At 69.5% G+C, this 16,703-nt stretch carries 17 protein-coding genes and 1 tRNA gene; 13 read left to right on the forward strand and 5 right to left on the reverse strand.

Going from position 1 to position 16,703, the window contains the following annotated elements:
* The first annotated feature begins 67 nt into the window (after positions 1-67).
* The 3 genes from ACFHNC_RS07640 (at position 68) to glpD (ending at position 2,384) form a co-directional block, all read left to right on the forward strand.
* A complete protein-coding gene (locus ACFHNC_RS07640) occupies positions 68-697 on the forward strand; it encodes a glutathione S-transferase family protein (RefSeq protein WP_437168626.1) in 630 nt (209 codons plus the stop codon).
* 91 nt (positions 698-788) lie between these two features.
* Positions 789-880, forward strand: a tRNA-Ser gene (locus ACFHNC_RS07645).
* A 37-nt stretch (positions 881-917) separates the two neighbouring features.
* Positions 918-2,384, forward strand: a complete 1,467-nt coding sequence (gene glpD / locus ACFHNC_RS07650; RefSeq protein WP_437168627.1) for a glycerol-3-phosphate dehydrogenase — start codon at positions 918-920, stop codon at positions 2,382-2,384.
* Here the strand turns inward: glpD and ACFHNC_RS07655 are convergent.
* Complete coding sequence (locus ACFHNC_RS07655; protein ID WP_437168628.1) at positions 2,377-2,640, reverse strand: DksA/TraR family C4-type zinc finger protein; 264 nt, start codon at positions 2,638-2,640, stop codon at positions 2,377-2,379. The genes glpD and ACFHNC_RS07655 overlap by 8 nt on opposite strands.
* Positions 2,641-2,697: 57 nt before the next feature.
* Positions 2,698-3,594, reverse strand: a complete 897-nt coding sequence (locus ACFHNC_RS07660; RefSeq protein WP_437168629.1) for a LysR family transcriptional regulator — start codon at positions 3,592-3,594, stop codon at positions 2,698-2,700.
* Positions 3,595-3,748: 154 nt separating this feature from the next.
* Between ACFHNC_RS07660 and ACFHNC_RS07665 the strand changes: the two genes are divergently transcribed.
* A complete protein-coding gene (locus ACFHNC_RS07665) occupies positions 3,749-5,059 on the forward strand; it encodes an aspartate aminotransferase family protein (RefSeq protein ID WP_437168630.1) in 1,311 nt (436 codons plus the stop codon).
* 115 nt (positions 5,060-5,174) lie between these two features.
* Here ACFHNC_RS07665 and ACFHNC_RS07670 read toward each other — a convergent pair whose 3' ends face one another.
* Both ACFHNC_RS07670 and ACFHNC_RS07675 read right to left on the reverse strand, forming a co-directional pair.
* Entirely contained in the window at positions 5,175-5,777 is a 603-nt protein-coding gene (locus ACFHNC_RS07670; RefSeq protein WP_437168631.1) for a nitroreductase family protein, read from the reverse strand.
* 17 nt (positions 5,778-5,794) lie between these two features.
* Complete coding sequence (locus ACFHNC_RS07675; protein WP_437168632.1) at positions 5,795-6,781, reverse strand: Bug family tripartite tricarboxylate transporter substrate binding protein; 987 nt, start codon at positions 6,779-6,781, stop codon at positions 5,795-5,797.
* Positions 6,782-6,896: 115 nt separating this feature from the next.
* On the opposite strand from ACFHNC_RS07675, the gene ACFHNC_RS07680 reads away from it, so the two are divergent.
* The 9 genes from ACFHNC_RS07680 to ACFHNC_RS07720 all read left to right on the forward strand — a co-directional run bounded on the left by ACFHNC_RS07680 (position 6,897) and on the right by ACFHNC_RS07720 (position 15,435).
* Positions 6,897-7,505, forward strand: a complete 609-nt coding sequence (locus ACFHNC_RS07680; RefSeq protein WP_437168633.1) for a nuclear transport factor 2 family protein — start codon at positions 6,897-6,899, stop codon at positions 7,503-7,505.
* Positions 7,506-7,663: 158 nt separating this feature from the next.
* Positions 7,664-7,876, forward strand: coding sequence for a hypothetical protein (locus ACFHNC_RS07685; RefSeq protein WP_437168634.1), 213 nt, complete (start codon positions 7,664-7,666; stop codon positions 7,874-7,876).
* A 42-nt stretch (positions 7,877-7,918) separates the two neighbouring features.
* Positions 7,919-8,707, forward strand: a complete 789-nt coding sequence (locus tag ACFHNC_RS07690; RefSeq protein WP_437168635.1) for an ABC transporter ATP-binding protein — start codon at positions 7,919-7,921, stop codon at positions 8,705-8,707.
* Complete coding sequence (locus tag ACFHNC_RS07695; protein WP_437168636.1) at positions 8,704-9,417, forward strand: ABC transporter ATP-binding protein; 714 nt, start codon at positions 8,704-8,706, stop codon at positions 9,415-9,417. Before ACFHNC_RS07690 ends, ACFHNC_RS07695 begins: the two co-directional genes overlap by 4 nt.
* A 32-nt stretch (positions 9,418-9,449) precedes the next feature.
* On the forward strand, positions 9,450-10,655 hold the full coding sequence (locus ACFHNC_RS07700; RefSeq protein WP_437168637.1) for an ABC transporter substrate-binding protein: 1,206 nt from the start codon (positions 9,450-9,452) through the stop codon (positions 10,653-10,655).
* Between the two features lie 169 nt (positions 10,656-10,824).
* Positions 10,825-11,697 carry a branched-chain amino acid ABC transporter permease gene (locus tag ACFHNC_RS07705; protein WP_437168638.1) on the forward strand — a complete coding sequence of 291 codons (873 nt, stop codon included), beginning with the start codon at positions 10,825-10,827 and terminating at the stop codon, positions 11,695-11,697.
* Positions 11,697-12,599, forward strand: a complete 903-nt coding sequence (locus ACFHNC_RS07710) for a branched-chain amino acid ABC transporter permease (protein WP_437168639.1) — start codon at positions 11,697-11,699, stop codon at positions 12,597-12,599. The genes ACFHNC_RS07705 and ACFHNC_RS07710 overlap by 1 nt, the downstream gene beginning before the upstream one ends.
* Positions 12,596-13,090: a GAF domain-containing protein gene (locus ACFHNC_RS07715; RefSeq protein WP_437168640.1), complete on the forward strand. Its 495-nt coding sequence runs from the start codon at positions 12,596-12,598 to the stop codon at positions 13,088-13,090. The genes ACFHNC_RS07710 and ACFHNC_RS07715 overlap by 4 nt, the downstream gene beginning before the upstream one ends.
* A gap of 269 nt (positions 13,091-13,359) precedes the next feature.
* On the forward strand, positions 13,360-15,435 hold the full coding sequence (locus ACFHNC_RS07720) for an HWE histidine kinase domain-containing protein (protein WP_437168641.1): 2,076 nt from the start codon (positions 13,360-13,362) through the stop codon (positions 15,433-15,435).
* Between the two features lie 16 nt (positions 15,436-15,451).
* On the opposite strand, the gene ACFHNC_RS07725 is transcribed toward ACFHNC_RS07720, so the two are convergent.
* Positions 15,452-16,699 carry an MFS transporter gene (locus ACFHNC_RS07725; RefSeq protein ID WP_437168642.1) on the reverse strand — a complete coding sequence of 416 codons (1,248 nt, stop codon included), beginning with the start codon at positions 16,697-16,699 and terminating at the stop codon, positions 15,452-15,454.
* Positions 16,700-16,703: the final 4 nt, after the last annotated feature.

Consider the following 16,703-nt stretch of genomic DNA (forward strand, 5'->3'; position numbering starts at 1 on the left):
CCGTCCCGGGTCTTTGCGTCCATGCGGCTTCGTGGGATCAAACCTTCCAGCAAGGAGACGCATCGCCATGATCGACCTCTACACCTGGAATACGCCGAACGGCCGCAAGATCTCGGTCGCGCTGGAGGAAACTGGGCTGCCCTATGCCGTCCATACGGTGAACATCTCGAAGGACGAGCAGTTCAAGCCGGATTTCCTCAAGATTTCCCCGAACAACCGGATTCCCGCGATCATCGACCCGGATGGGCCGGATGGGCAGCCGATCAGCGTCTTCGAATCGGGTGCGATTCTGCTGTACCTGGCTGAGAAGACCGGAAAATTCATGCCGCAGGATGCGCGCGGCAAGGTGGCGGTGCTGGAATGGCTGATGTGGCAGATGGGCGGCTTCGGCCCCATGCCCGGCCAGGTGCACCACTTCCTGATGCAGCCGGAAGGCCCGGCGCGGGACTACGGTTTTGCGCGCTACCACAAGGAGACCAAGCGCCTGTATGGCGTGCTGGACCGCCGCCTGGCCGGCCGGGACTTCGTGGCCACAGACGGCGAGCCGAGCATCGCCGATTTCGCCATCCTCGGCTGGGCCTGGCGGCATGAGCGCCATGAGGTGCCCTTCGACGACCTAGCCAACGTGGCCGCCTGGTACGCTCGCATGATGGCCCGCCCCGCCACCCAGCGCGGCTTCGAGGTGGCGCTTTCCTGAGCTTGCAAGAACGGCGCGGGCAGGCGCTTGCCCGCCCGGGTCCGGCCCGCTATGAGACGCGCTGCATACGTCGTGCAACTTCACACCCTGAGGAGGGGTGGCCGAGTGGCTGAAGGCGACGGTTTGCTAAACCGTTATAGGGGTAAAACCCTATCGAGGGTTCGAATCCCTTCCCCTCCTCCAGTTCCCGCGCGGCCCATTCGGGCGACATGACCAGGACATGACACACGACTTCGACCTGCTGGTGATCGGTGGGGGCATCAATGGCGCCGGCATCGCGCGGGATGCGGCAGGGCGGGGGCTTTCCACCTGCCTGGTGGAACGCGGCGACCTCGCCAGCGGAACCTCCTCCAACTCCTCCAAGCTGGTGCATGGTGGCCTGCGCTACCTGGAGCATTACGAATTCCGCCTGGTGCGGGAAGCGCTGGCGGAGCGCGAGGTGCTGCTGCGAATCGCCCCCCACATCGTCTGGCCGATGCGCTTCGTGCTGCCGCACCGGGCCGAGATGCGGCCGCGCTGGCTGATCCGCGCCGGGCTGTTCCTGTATGACCATCTGGCGCGGCGGGTCAGCCTGCCGGGGGCCGAAAGCCTGGATTTCCGGAAGCACCCCTTTGGCGCGCCGCTGTCGCCCGGCATCGCCAAGGGCTTCGCCTATTCGGACTGCTGGGTGGAGGACAGCCGCCTGGTGGTGCTGAACGCCAAGGACGCCGCCCGCCGCGGCGCCACCATCCGCACCCGCACCGCCTTCGCGGATGCGACGCGGGATGCCGCGGGCTGGACCGTTCGACTGCGCCGCGCGGACTGGGCGGAGGAAACCCTGCGCTGCAAGGCGCTGGTCAATGCCGCCGGCCCTTGGGTGCTCTCGGCGCAGGACCAGACCCATGCGGCCCGCGCCGGCAGCGTCCGCCTGATCCGCGGCAGCCATATCGTGCTGCCCGCGCTGTATGAGGGCGACCAGGCCTATATTCTGCAGAACGACGATCGCCGCGTGGTCTTCGTCATCCCCTACCAGGGCAGGTTTTCTCTCGTTGGCACCACCGACGTGCCGCATGAGGGGGATGCCGCCACCGCCCACTGCACGCCGGAGGAAGCCGAATATCTCTGCGCCGCCGTCAGCCGCCAGTTCAAGCGGCCGGTGACGCCGGATGAGATCGTCTGGTCCTATTCCGGCGTGCGGCCGCTGTATGATGACGGCACGGATGATCCCTCCGCCATCACGCGGGATTATGTGCTGAAGCTGGACACCGAGGCGGCGCCGCTGCTCAGCATCTATGGCGGCAAGATCACCACCTATCGCCGCCTGGCGGAGGAAGCGGTGGAAAAGATCGGCAAGGCGCTCGGCCGGCCCGCGCCAGCCTGGACCGGCGGCGCGGCGCTGCCCGGCGGCGATTTCGGCGGCCGTGACCTCGCGGGGTACGAGGCCGAAATCGCCACCCGCTTCCCCTGGCTAACGCCCGCGCTGCGCGCCCGGCTGGTGCGCGCCTATGGCAGCGAAGTGCCGGCGCTACTGGGCAATGCCACGTCGATGGCGGATCTCGGCCGGGATTTCGGCGCCGGGCTGACGCAGCGGGAAATCGACTGGCTGGTGCGGGAGGAATGGGCGCGTACGGCGGAGGACATCCTGTGGCGCCGCTCCCGCCTCGGCCTGCACATGAGCCAGGCGGAACGGGACGCGGTGACTATTTGAGCTGGCTGTCCTTGCTGCCGCGGCGGTTGATGCCGAAGGCGGCGGGGCGCCGGTCCCGGGCGGATTGGCAGGCGACGCAGGTCCGAACGCCCGGCAGGGCGGCGCGACGTGCCTCCGGAATCTCCTCACCGCATTCCACGCAGTGGATTTCGCCGCTGCCGGCGGTCAGCCGCGCGCGGGCGCGCAGGATGCCCTCGCGCACCGTGTCGTCGATCTGATCCTGCACCGCGCCATCCGGCGCCCAGCCGCTTGCCATCGTCCTCGTCCCATATCCAGCCCCTTTAACTGGGCAGGGCGGGCCGGGTTTCAAAGGTCAGGCCGCCTGTTCCAGCACCCGCGCGAGGCTGGCCGACAGCGCCTCCGCCGCCGCCGGCAAGCGGCGGCCGCGGCGGGCCAGCAGGGCGATGCGGCTGCCGTTCAGCAGCGGGTCGGTCAGCGGAATCGCCTTCACCCTGCCCTGCTCCACCTGCAGCGCCAGCACGCGCGGCACCATCACCGCCACACCCTTGCCATCCGCTACGAATCCCGCTGCGACATGCGCCGAATTGGTCTCCAGCACCGGGCGGATCGGCACTCGCGCGGCGCGGCAGGCGGTATCGAACAGCGCCCGTGAACTGCCGAGGTGGGAGGGGGCGACCAGCGGCATGCCGACCAGATCCGCCAATGTCAGCGTGGTGGCGCCGGCCAGCTTGTGGTGCGGCGCCAGCATCACCGCCAGCGGCTCCGCCGCCGAGGCCAGCACCTCCACCTCCGGATCGGCGGGCGGGTTGAAGGCAATTCCGAGATGGCAGGTACGCTCCTGCAACCCCGCCAGGATCGCCCCCGACCCGACCACGGCGATGTCCAGCGTCACGGCGGGGTAGGCGCTGCGGAAGCTGGCGAGCGCATCGGCCAGGCCGCAGGCGGCGAAGCTCTCCACCAGGCGCAGCACCACATGGCCGCGCCGCACGCCGCGCAGTGCATCGAGGTCGGCGCGCAGGCGCTCCGTCAACTGCGTCGCCTCTCGCCCATGATGCAGCAGGATTTCGCCGGCCGGGGTCAGCGCCACGCCGCGCGCGCCGCGTTCCAGAAGCTGCACGCCCAGATCTTCCTCAAGCTGCTGGATGCGGCGGCTGATCGCGGATTGCGCCAGGCGCAGCCGCTGCGCCGCCTCCCGCATCGAGCCGGCCTGGGCGACGGCGAGGAAGCAGCGCAGGCCGGGTGGCAGCATGAGGGAGGCTCCGTTGCGATGCCCCTGCGGCATCGTGCCGCGACATTCTTTCCGCCTGCGGCATCGCCGTCAATGCTGGGATGCAAGCGGTGTTCGGCTTGGCGACCTCCGCCTTGCAGGTCTAGCCTCGGCGGCAGGATGGGGGAGGGCGTGGATGTCCGTTCGCAATGCCATGATCGAGGATGCGCTGGTGGAGGCGCGGGAGGGCTATGCCGCCCGCCGCCCCGCCAGCGCCGCGCGCCATGCCGAAGCCGCGGAGGTGATGCCGGGCGGCAATACCCGCAGCGTGCTGTTCCACGGCCCCTTCCCCTTCACGGCGGAAAGCGGAGAGGGCTGCCGCGTCCGCGATCTCGACGGCCACGCCTATGTCAGCATGATCGGCGAATACACCGCCGGGCTGTTCGGTCATTCCCACCCGGCCATCCGCGCCGCCGTGCTGCGGGCGCTGGATACCGGCGTGAACCTGACCGCGCACAACCCGTTCGAAAACCGCTTCGCCCATCTGGTGCGGGACCGCTTCCCGTCGCTGGAAATGCTGCGCTTCACCAATTCGGGGACGGAGGCCAATCTGCTGGCGCTGGCCTGCGCGACGATCTCGACAGGCCGCAGCACCATCCTTGGCTTTCGCGGCGGCTACCATGGCGGGCTAATGACTTTTGGGCTCGGCGCCAACCCGATCAACGTGCCGCATCGCGTGGTGCTGGCCGGCTACAACGACCTGGCGGAAGCGGCCGCCCTGGCGCGCGAACACGCCGGCGACCTGGCCGCGATCATCCTGGAGCCGATGCTGGGCGGCGGCGGCTGCATCGCGGCGGAGGATGATTTCCTGCGTGGCCTACGCGCGCTGGCGGATGAGACGGGCGCCGTGCTGATCTTCGACGAGGTGATGACCAGCCGCCTCGCCCCCGGCGGCTTGCAGGAGCTTACCGGCGTGACGCCGGATCTGACGACGCTCGGGAAGTATGTCGGCGGTGGCATGTCCTTCGGCGCCTTCGGCGGGCGGGAGTCGCTGATGGCGATCTTTGACCCGCGGCGGCCGGATGCCGTGCCGCATGCCGGCACCTTCAACAACAACACGCTGACCATGTCCGCCGGCATCGCCGCGCTGTCCGAAATCTACACGCCCGACATCGCGCGAAGCCACAATGCCCGCGGCGATGCGCTGCGCGCGGCGTTGCAGGCGGCCGCCGGCGACCTGCCGATCTGTGTCACCGGCCGCGGCAGCATGATGGCCTTCCACTTCATGCCGACGCCGCCGCGCAATGCGGAGGACGCGGCGCGTGGTAACCAGGCGCTGAAGGAGTTGCTGTTCCTCGATCTGCTGGATCGCGGTTACTACATCGCGCGGCGCGGCATGGTGGCGCTGTCGCTGATGGTGGGCGCCGAGGAACGCGAAGGCTTCGTCGCCGCCTTCGCCGATTTCTGCGAGATCAGGGGCGCGCTGATCCGCGACGCGGTGGGATAGGGGGCGAAAGCCCCCACCCCGACCCTCCCCCGCAAGCGCGGGGCAGGGCTTGAGAGTTTCTCCCTCCCCCGCTTGCGGGGGAGGGTCGGGGTGGGGGTCTGGTGCCCCCAGACCCTCACACCTTCACAGGCGTCCCGTACTGGCCGACATGCGCGAAATCGGAAATCGGCTTCCGCACCCGCGGCGCCACCTCCCGCTCCGCCAGCTTCTCCGGCAGCAGGGACGGCGCGCCGGTCACGCCGAACGCGATCGCCACCACCGGCTCATGCCCGTCCGGCACGCCAAGCTCGCCCCGCGCCCGCTCCACGTCGAAGCCGCGCATCTGGTGGCTGCCGAGGCCCAGCTCCACCGCTTGCAACGCCATCTGCGCCACGGCCTGGCCGAGGTCGTACATCGCCACCGCATTGGGCGTGCCATTGGCGGCGAAGGTGGTGCGGTGGAAACAGACCATCAGCAGCCCCGCCTGCGGCGCCCAGGCCTGGTTGTTCACGCTGAGCAGCCCGGCCAACTTGGCGAAGGCTTCTGGCTCGGCGTCCTTGCGGGCGGTGATGAAGACCCAGGGCTGCTCGTTGAAGCAGGACGCGGCCCAGCGCGCAGCTTCCAGCAGGCTGGCTTCCTGTTCTGCGGTCACCGGCGCGCCGGTGAAGGCGCGCGGGCTCCAGCGCGCCTGCATCAGGGCGTTGATCGGGTGGGCGACGGGGGCGGTACGGTCGGTCACGCGGCGGGTAATCCTTGTTACTGTCGTTCCATATTGGTGCGCTCGACCACCTCGGCCCAGCGCGCCATCTCGGCATGCACGGTGGCGCGCGTCTCGGCGGGCGTGCCGGGCGCGCGCGGCGTCAGGCCCAGCGCACCGAGCCGTGCCTGCAGCTCCGCATTGCCATGCATCGCCTGTGCCACGTCCGTGATGCGCCGCACAACGGCGGGCGGCGCATTGGCCGGCGTGCCGATGGCGTACCAGGTGACGATGTCGAAGCCAGTTTGGCCGAGCGCCTCTGCCACCGTCGGCACCTCCGGCAGCAGCGGAGATCTCTGGCCGGAGGTAATGGCCAACGCCCGCACCTCCCCGCCGCGGATCTGGCCGAGCACGGCGGAGGCGGTCTCGGCTACCACCTGCACCTCGTTGTTGCGCAGCGCGATGATGGCCGCCGGCGTGCCGCGATAGGGCACATGGGTCATGCGGAATCCACCGGCGCTCTGCACCGCCTCGGCCACGAAATGCTGCGTGCTGCCGACGCCGACGGTGGCGAAGTTGATGGCATCCGGCCGCGCCTTGGCCTGCGCCACCAATTCCGCCATGTCCTTCGGGCCGTTCGGCCCGGCCAGGATCACCAGGCCGGTGGTGGCCACCATTGCCACCGGGTCGATATCGGCGCGCGGGTCATAGGGCAGGGTGCGATACAGCGCGGCGGACACCGCAAAACCGTTGTTCAGCAGCATCAGCGTGTGGCCATCATTGGCGCGGGCCAGCGTGTTGGCGGCCAGCGTGCCGCCGGCGCCGGGGCGATTCTCCACCACAACCGGCTGGCCCCAGGCGGCGGACATGGCCGGCGCCAGCAGGCGCGCCACGATATCCGTGGTGCCACCGGCGCCGAAGCCCTGGATGAAGCGCACCGGCCGGTCCGGCCAGGCCGCCTGGGCGCGGGCCGCCATCGGCAGCAGCAATGCCGGCAAGGCGAGGGCGGTGCGGCGGCCGATGCTTGGCGGTGTTTCCCGGGTCATGGACATTTTCCCTGTGCTGTTGCAATCGACATCGATGCAATCGTTTGTTGCTCATCCCATTACGGCAGCGTCGCCCCCCGTCAAGCCCAAAGCCGCCGCGCCCGAGGAACACGCCATGTCCGACCTGATCCGCCGCCTGGAAGTCGCCGAACTGGTGCAGAATTGGGCGGTCTGGCGCGATGCCGGGGATTGGGACCGCTTCGCCACCTGCTGGCATGAGGATGGGCGGATGATGGCCACCTGGTGCCAGGCTTCGGCGGCGGATTTCATCGCCGCCTCCAAGGCCGGTTGGGCGCGCGGCGTCTCCATCCTGCATTTCCTCGGCGGCTGCTCCGTCGATCTGGCGGGCCACCGCGCCATCGCCCAGACGAAAATGACCATCAGCCAGCGGGCGGAGGTGCATGGCGTACTGGTGGATGTAGTCTGCACTGGCCGCTTCCACGACTTCATCGAGGAGCGTGACGGCAAATGGGGCATCGTCCTGCGCCAGCCGATCTATGAGAAGGACCGGATGGACCCGGTGGACCCAGCGGCGAAGCTTGCGCTGGACCCCGCCCTGCTGGCCCGCTTCCCCGAGGGCTACCGCCACCTCGCCTATCTCCAGACCGGCATCGGCTACGAGGTGAAGACCGACATGCCCGGCCTGAAGGGGGAGAAGGTGCAGGCGCTCTACGCCGCTGGCCGCCGCTGGCTGGCTGGGGAAGCGCATGGCTGGACGGAATGATTCCCAGCGCCTGCAACAACCTGGGCGTCTTCAACAACTCTTAAGCGGAATCAGTGTCATCTCTGCGTCATGGCCCTGCCGGATGGCTGTCGCCATTGCCAGCTAGGGAGGCGCCCAGGATGGGTAGGCGAGTCCCATCCGGGGTTCAGGAGGTTTACATGGACGACCAGGCTTTCCGGCGCGAGCGCATGCTCGCCTCGGGCCTGTTGCGGGAAGCGGCGCCGGCGGAGTTGGCGCTGATGGCGCGGATGCAGGAGGAGGCGGAGGGCCAGCGGCGGGCGCCATCGCCGCCACCCCGCCCCTCGGCGCTTTCGGCACTGCCGCAGCGTCCGGGTTACCGGCCCGCAAAACGGCCACGCGCCATCGTTTAACCGGGCTTCCGGCGCGGCGGGGGCGCGTGTAGCGTTCCCGAAATGGACAGTGCCTCCCCCCCGACACCCCTGTTGCAGGTCCGCGGCCTGACGCGCCGTTTCGGCGGCGTGGTGGCGCTGGATGGGCTGGATCTGGAGGTCCGGCCGGGCACCGTCACCGGGCTGATCGGCCCGAACGGCGCCGGCAAATCCACCGCCTTCCAATGCATCTCCGGCGTCATCCCGCCGGATGCGGGGCAGGTGGTGTTCAACGGCCAGGACATCACCGGCCTGCGATCAGACCGTATCACCGGCGCCGGCCTGGTCCGCAGCTTCCAGATAGCGCGCGGCATTCCGCGCCTGACGGTGCTGGAAAATCTTCTCCTCTATGGCCCCGCCCAGCCGGGCGAAAGCGTGGCTGCCGCCATCCTGCGCCCCGCCGCGATGCGGGCGCGGGAGGAAGCGCTGCGCGAGCGTGCGAAAACCGTCGCCGCCCGGCTGAACCTGACCGCAGTGCTGGACAACCAGGCCGCGGCGCTCTCCGGTGGCCAGAAGAAGCTGATGGAGATCGGCCGCGCCCTGATGGCCGAACCCCGCCTGCTGCTGCTGGATGAGCCGGTGGCGGGCGTGAACCCCAGCCTCTCCGCTGAGATCGCCACCCATATCGGCACGCTGCGCGATGAGGGGCTGACGGTGCTGATCGTCGAGCATCACATGGATTTCGTCGCCTCCCTCTGCGATCCCGTCATCGTCATGGCGGAGGGTCGCCGCCTGGTGGAGGGCAGCTTCGCCCAGGTGGCGGAGGATGCGCGGGTGCAGGAGGCCTATATGGGCCGGCGAGCGCACGCATGACCCCTCTGTTGGAAGTCGAAGCGCTGGTCGGCGGCTATGGCGCGGCGGATGAGATCCTGAAGGGCATCACCGTCACTCTGCCGCCGCACCGCATGGCCGCGATCGTCGGACCGAACGGCGCCGGCAAATCCACGCTGCTGAAAGCGATCGCCGGCATGCTGCGCGCCAAATCCGGCAGCGTACGCCTGGGCGGAGAGCTGCTGACCGGCCTGCCGCCGCGCGGCATCGCCGCCCGCGGCGTCGCCTTCGTGCCGCAGGAGGCGAACATCTTCCCGAGCCTTTCGGTGCGGGAGAATCTGGAGATGGGCGGCTACCTCGAACCCCGCGCCACCGTCACGCGCCGGGTGGAGGCGCTGTTCGCGCGCTTTCCCATGCTGGCCGAGAAGCGCCGCAGCGCCGCGCGCAACCTCTCGGGCGGCCAGCGGCAGATCCTGGCGATGGGCATGGCGCTGATGGTGGAGCCGAAGCTGCTGCTGCTGGACGAGCCTTCCGCCGGCCTCAGCCCGAAGGCCGCCGAGAGCCTGTTCGACGACATCGCCGCCATCCACGCCGAGGGCACCGCCATCCTGATGGTGGAGCAGAATGCGCTGGAGGCGCTGGCGATTGCGGAGGATGGCATCGTCATGGTCGATGGCCGCGTCGCTCGCACCGGGCCGGCCGCGGAACTCGCCTCCGACCCCGAGGTGCGCCGCCTGTTCCTGGGCGGATGATGTGCAACAACGATAAAAGGGAAGCTGACGTGATGATCGGGACACAAATCGGGCGCCGCGGCGTCCTGCTCGGGGCGGCCGCCGCCGTCTCCACCTTCGCGATCGGCGGCCGCGCCTTCGCGCAGACCACGCCGGTGGTCTTCGGCGCGCTGCCGCCGCTGACCGGCGCTGGCGGCCCCTATGGCCCCGCCATGCTGCGCGCCATGCAGGGCGTGGTCGAAGCGGCGAATAGCGCGGGCGGCATCAAGGGCCGCCAGGTGCGGCTCGCCTTCGAGGATGACCAGACCAACCCGGATGCCGGCGTGCGCGGCGCGCGCAAGCTGATCGATGTGGACCGCGTGCAGGCGCTGATGGGCACCTGGGCGTCCTCCGTCACCACGGCGGTCGCCCCGCTGTGCTGGGAAAACCGGGTGCCCCTGTTCACCGTCTCCGGCGCCGACAGCATCACCCTGCTGCCGCATAATGGGCACATCTTCCGCACCCAGCCGAACAGCCGCCTGCAGATCGAGACGGCGAGCAAGTGGCTGCTCGGCAAGGGTGCGAAGCGCGTCTTCCACATGGCGGCGCAGTCGCCCTTCGCGCAGTCCAGCCAGGATGTGATGACCGCGACGCTGGGTGCCGCTGGCGGCGCCGTCTCCGGCTACATCGTCTATGAGCGGGAGAAGACCGCCTTCCGGTCGGAGGTGGACCAGATCATGCGCTCGCGCTCCGACACGGTGATGCTGAACGGCTACCTGCCGGACGTGACCATCCTGCTGCGGGAATTGTACCGCGCCGGCTTCGACGGCCGCCGCTTCACCTTCGCCTATGCCGCGCCCGCAAGCGTCTTCAACACGCTGCCGAATGATGTGACGAACGGCCTGACCACCTTCCAGCCGAGCCCCGACCTGAACAGCCCCGCCTTCACCCGCCTGAAGGCCGCCTTCGGTAGCACGGAGGTGGACCCCTATTCTGCCCAGGTGCATGACCACGCCACCATGGCGATCCTGGCGGCAGCGCAGGGTGGGGAGGCGACCGGCACCGTGATCCGCGACAACGTCCGCAAGATCTCCCAGGGCAATGGCGAGAAGGTCGACAATGTCACGGACGGCCTGCGCCTGATCGCCGCCGGCCGCGCCGTGAATTTCGAGGGCGCCTCCGGCCCCTGCGAATTCGATGACCGCGGCGACATCCGCGGCACGAAGTTCCGCTACGAGGTGGCGGAGGGTGGCGCCTACCGGGTGCTCGAACTGATTTGAATCTTTCCATGGGCCACTATGGACGACTTGCGGCCGGCATTTTTTGCCGGCCGAGCGGCCGGAGGGCCGCCGCGGCTTATGCCGCGCAGCCAAGCGGCCGGAGGGCCGCCGCGGCTTATGCCGCGAAGCCAAGCGGCCGGAGGCCGCGCCCGGCGTTTGAGGGCACGCTATGATCCAAGACTGGCGCGACCTGGTTCAGGTCCTGCTGAACGGCGTGATGGCGGGCAGCGTGCTGATGCTGCCCGCCATCGGCTTCAACTGCATCTTCGCGGTGCTGCGCTACCCGAACTTCTCCATTGCCGGCTTCGCCACCGTGGGCGCCTTCGCTGGCTGGGTGGCGAATGCGGTCTATGGCTGGCCGGTGGGGCTTGCGCTGCCGCTGGCCTTCCTGGTGGCCGGGCTGGTCTCCCTGATGGCGGAGGAAGTGGCCTTCCGGCCGCTGCGCCCGGCCGGGCCGCTGACGGTGGCCATCGCCTCCGTCGCCATGACCATCCTGCTGGAGAACATCATCCGCTTCAGCTTCGGCAACGACCTGCGCGGCTATGACCTGCCGATCCTGCGCGATTGGCGCTTCGACGGCATCCGCGTGAACCCGCAACAATTGCAGAACACCGGCTATGCCATCGTCGCGGCGGGCGGGCTGTTCCTGCTGCTGGGCTTTTCGCGGCTGGGGCGCGCGATGCGGGCCGTGGCGGACAATCCGGTGCTGGCGGATATCAAGGGCGTCGATCCCAACCGCATCGCGCGCGTCGCGGTGTTCCTTGGCGGCGGGCTGGCGGGCTGTGGCGGCATGCTGATCGGCATCGATACCTCCATCGACCCGCTGACCGGTTTCCGCGTCGTGCTCTCCGTCTTTGCCGCGGCCGTGGTGGGCGGGCTGGGGTCCATTCCCGGCGCCGCCCTTGGCGCGATGGTTGTGGGGGTGGGGGAGGAACTGGCCGGGGTGGTGCTGTCACCCGCCTACCGCACCGTCACCGCCTTCCTCGCCATCCTGCTGGTGCTGATGTTCCGGCCGCAGGGACTTCTGGGGGGGCGGAACTGATGGAGGCCTACCTGGTCGCCATGCTGGTCTTCGCCGGCTTCTACGCGCTGATGGCGCTGGGGCTGAACGTGATCTGGGGCCTGGCGGGGATGGTCAATCTCGGCCTGGTCGGCTTCTTCGCCGTCGGCGCCTATGCCTCCGCGCTGCTGACCACCAAGCTGCTCTGGCCGATGCCGCTGGGCTGGGCCGCCGGCGCGGTGATGGCGGCGGCCGCCGGCGCCGTGATGGCGCTGATCGTCGCGCGGCTACGGGGCGACTACCTCGCCATCGTCACGCTGGGCTTCGCCGAGGTGATCCGCCTGGTGGCGTCGAACGAGATCTGGCTGACCAACGGCACGGATGGCATCTCCGGCATCCCGGGGCCGTGGCGTGGCGATGTCTCCCCGCAGGGCTTCAACCTGATCTATCTCGCCATCGTCTGGACGGCGGTGGCCGTCGTGTTCGTGCTGCTCGCGCGCCTGTCCCATTCCCCCTTCGGCCGCGTCCTGCGCGCGATCCGGGAGGATCAGGACATCGCCGCCGTCGCCGGCAAGCCGGTGCTGTGGTTCAAGGTGCGCGCCTTCACCATCGGCGCCGCGGTGCTCGGTGGGGCAGGGGCGCTGTACGCCCATTACAACGCCTATATCGCGCCCGATGGCTTCGCCCCGCTGCTGACCATCTACATCGTGCTGGCGCTGACCGCCGGCGGCGTCGGCGCCATGCGGGGTGCGATCATCGGCGCGCTGTTCGTCATCGCGCTGCTGGAATCCACGCGCTTCCTCTCCGCCGTCATCCCGGGCATCAGCCCGGTGCAGAAGGCGGCGCTGCGTGAGGGCATCATCGCGCTGAGCCTGATCCTGCTGCTGCGTTTCCGGCCGCAGGGCCTCATCCCTGAGAAAACCCGTACCAAGGCGTCCCCATGACCCGCCCCGTTCCCGATTTCTCCCCCGTCATCACCGCCATCGCCCAGGGCGGCCAGCCGGGTCCGCTGTTTGCCGCGCTGGACGCCGCCATGGGCCAGGCCATCGGCCACAAGCTGTTCACCATCCTGGTGATCCATCCAGGCGCCAATGAGAGCCAGCGCTATTACTCGAACATGCCGAAGGAATACCCCATCGGCGGCCGCAAGCCGATCAACCCGACGCATTGGTTCCGCAAGGTGTTGAGCGAGGGCGTGCCCTATATCGGCCATACCTATGCCGACATCACCGATGTCTTCTACGACCACGAGTTGATCCGCAGCCTGGGCTGCGAGAGCGTGTTGAACGTGCCGGTCCGCTGGGACGGCCAGAGCATCGCCACCATCAACCTGCTGCATGAAGCCGGCTGGTACAGCGAAGCCGATATCGCCACCGCCCAGCAATTCGCGGCCCTGGCGGTGCCCGGCGTGCTGAAGGTGATCTCCGGGGGCTGACAACGCAGACGTCAGTTTTGCCCGGCGCAGGGAAAGAATTGCCACCAGAAAAGGTGCAAACCCCATGCGCTGAGCCACGATCTGCTCAGTATTGATTGAATGGCATTTCTAAAATAAGGAGCATTGCCGACCGAAAGCGGGATGCCCAACTCACTGGGCCCGCAAGGATACGGACAGTGAGAGAGGGTGCGACGCCTCTGATGCAGTGGCCACTCCCTCGACGACTACGCCTGCAGACCGTCCTTCTGGGTCTCGGACTCGTATTGCTGGTGCCCGCGCTCAGCCTTGGCGCGGTGTCGGCGTGGAGCGCGGTCGGGGCCTATCGGGACGCCTTCGAGGCGCGGCTGCGGGACACGGCGCGCGCGCTGGCCCTGGCGGCGGATCGGGAAATCGGCACGCACATGGCGGCGATCACCGCCCTGGCCGCCTCCTCGGCGCTGGATGGCGACAATCCACAGATCGCAGCCTTCGAGCGCGAGGCACGCCGCGCGGCCGCTGGGCTCGGAACCTCGCTCATCCTGCTGGACGCGACTTCGCTGCGGCAGCTCATCAACACGGCTCTGCCGGTGGGTGCGCCGGCCGGTGCCGTTTCGGCAGCCGATTTCGGCCGCGTGGCGCGGACCGGCGAGCCCCTGGTGACGGACCTTGTCATCGGCGCGGTGGCGCGCCACGCCGTGGTCGGCGTCGCCGTCCCGGTGGAGCGTGACGGCGTCATCCGCTTCGTGCTCGCGGCCCGACTGGCGCTGCCTCGCCTTTCCGGCCTGCTGGAGGCACAAGCCTCGCCGGGCAGGGCCTTCAACGTCATGGTCGATGGCCGCGGCCATGTCGTCGCGCGATCGCGCGAGCCGGAGCGCTTCGTGGGGTCGCCGGCACCGGCCTGGTTCATGCAGGGAACGGCTGGGCGGAGTTCCGGCTTCCTGCGCGGCCCGGCGCTCGAGGGACAGGAAGTGGTCCTCGGCTTTGCCCGGCTCGGCTCCGCCCCGGGCTGGACCGTCGGCACCGTGGAGGCATGGGATTCCTACACCGCTGCCTGGCGCCGGCCGCTGCAACTGCTCGCAATTGGCGGCGGGCTGATCATCGGCCTCGGCGCCGCCCTGGCCATCTGGCTTTCCCGGCGCCTGCTGCGGCCCGTGACCGGGCTGGTCCGGGATGCCCAGGCCTTTGCCGCCGATTCCGGAGAGGCGCTGGCGCTGCCGACGGCGGAAGCGTCGCGCGTTGCGGAGTTCGAGGCGCTGCGCCTCGGCATCGCCACCGCCAATGCCGCGCTGCGGGCGCGGGCGGTGGCCAAGCGGCAGGATGACGAGCGCCGGATGCTGCTGGTGCGGGAGGTGGACCACCGGGCGAAGAACGCGCTGGCCGTCGCCCTTTCTGTTGTCCGGCTGACCCCGAACGATGTGGCGCCGGAGCATTTCGCCGCCTCCGTCGAAGGGCGCGTGGCCGCCATGGCGCGGGCGCATTCCCTGCTCGCGCAGGATGCCTGGAGCGGCGCCGACCTGCGCACCCTGGCCGAGGAGGAGCTTGCGCCGCATGCGGGACGCATCCAGTTCGCGGGCGCATCCACCCATCTCCCGCCCGAGGCCGTCCAGCCGATGGCGATGCTGCTGCACGAATTGGCCACCAATGCCGTGAAGCACGGCGCACTTTCCAGCCCGGAGGGCCAGGTGGCCCTGAGCTGGGAGGTTGGCGATGGGGATGGCGGGCTCCGCCTGTCCTGGGCGGAACGCGGCGGGCCGGCCGTGGCAGGTCCACCGGTGACGCGCCGCTTCGGTACCCGTCTCATCGCGCAGCTTGCGGACCGGCAGCTTCACGGCCGTTCCAACTTCGACTGGCGCGCCGAAGGCCTGCACTTCGCGTTGAGCCTGCCGCCGCTGCCGGCGACGCGCCGGCCTGATGGCTCCGTGCGATGCATGCCGGCGCCGAAAGCGACTTGCATTCCCGCACCTGCGCCGGACCGGACTGGCCCGGTGCATCCAGCGGGTCCGCCGCTGCGCGTGCTTGTGGTGGAGGACGAAGTGCTGCTGTCGCTCGAGGTGGAGGCAGCGCTGCGGGAACTGGGCTACGAGGTTGTCGGGCCCGCGCGGGACCTCGCGGAAGCACTGCGGCTCGCGGTGAATGAGACGGATCTCTACGCCGCGATCCTCGATGTGAATCTCGGCGGGCGGGAGCGTTCCTTCCCCGTCGCGGACCTGCTGCAGACGCGCGACGTACCGTACATCTTCGTCACCGGCTATGGCAGCGCCAGCGCGCTGGCGGGCCGAGAGGCTGGCTCGGCCGCGGTACTGCGGAAACCCTATGCCCGGCAGGCGCTGGCCGACGCGCTCGGGGCCGTGGCGCGCAATCCCTGAGGCGCAGCGCAGCGCGTCAGCCCTTGGGCTCCTCCGTCACCGTCTCCGCCCCCGGCGTGATGACGGCGCCGACCATGGCCGGGGAGGTGGCTGCCATGTCGAAGCTCTCCCGCAATTCCGGCGCGGGGGCGGCGCGCTGGCGCAGGCGCCACAGCACGAAGCCCAGCAGCCCAACCTGGGTCAGTGCGATGAACAGGAACAGCCCGCCGCCGGGGAAGGACCGCATCAGCAGCGCCGCCCCGATCGGCCCGGCGATGGAGCCCAGCCCGTTCACCAGCAGCAGGGAGGATGCGGTGCCGACATAATCGGACGGATCCGCATGGTCATAGGCATGCGCGGCCGCGATGGAATAGCAGGGCAGCGCCAGGCCGCCGAAGCAGGCCGCCAGCACCAGCAGCCAGATGCCTTGCGCTTCCAGCAGCCCCAGCACAAGCCCGACGCAGATCGAGGCCAGCAGTAGCCCGGCCAGCACGAAGCGCCGGTCCATCCGGTCCGACAGCCGCCCGATCGGCATCTGCGTCACGGCACCAGCCAGCACCGCCGCCGTCATGAACAGCGCGGCGCCGTTCTCATCCAGCCCGAAGCCGGTGGCGGCCACGGCGCCCAGCCCCCAGAAGGCACCATTCGCCAGCCCCACCATCAGGCTGCCGACCAGCCCGACCGGGGAGGCGCGCCACAGTTTGCCCGGCCGGAACCGCACATCCGTCACCGGCGCCGGCTGGGGCGACCGGCTGAGCGCCACCGGAATGGCAGCCAGGCTGATCAGGATGCCGGCCACGGCGAACAGCTCGAACCCCGCCACCGGATAGGCCAGCACCATCATCTGCCCCGCCGCGATGGCGGCGTGGTTGATCATCACATAGGTGCCGAGCAGCAGGCCGCGGGTGGTGTTGGTGGCGCGGTCGTTCAGCCAGGATTCCACCACCAGGTAGAACACGGCCAGGCCGTAGCCGAAGCCGAAGCGCATCACCGCCCAGGCGACCTCCCCCACCAGCAGCGGATAGGCGAAGGCGACGGCGGAGACGCCGCAGACCACGGCGGCGAAGGCGCGGATATGCCCCGCCCGCCCCACCAGGTGCGGCCCATGCAGGCAGCCCGCCACGAAGCCCGCGAAATAAGCCGAGCCGAGCAGCCCGATGGCCACCGGCCCGAACCCCTCCGCCACGCCACGCAGCGGCAGCAGCAGGGTCAGCAGCCCATGTCCCGTCAGCAGCAGCGCAACGCCAGCAAACAGCGAACTGGCGGAAAGCAGGACTTTCGACATGCGG

It is taken from the genome of Falsiroseomonas sp. E2-1-a4, from assembly GCF_051433165.1.
In the GTDB taxonomy this organism is placed as follows: domain Bacteria; phylum Pseudomonadota; class Alphaproteobacteria; order Acetobacterales; family Acetobacteraceae; genus Falsiroseomonas.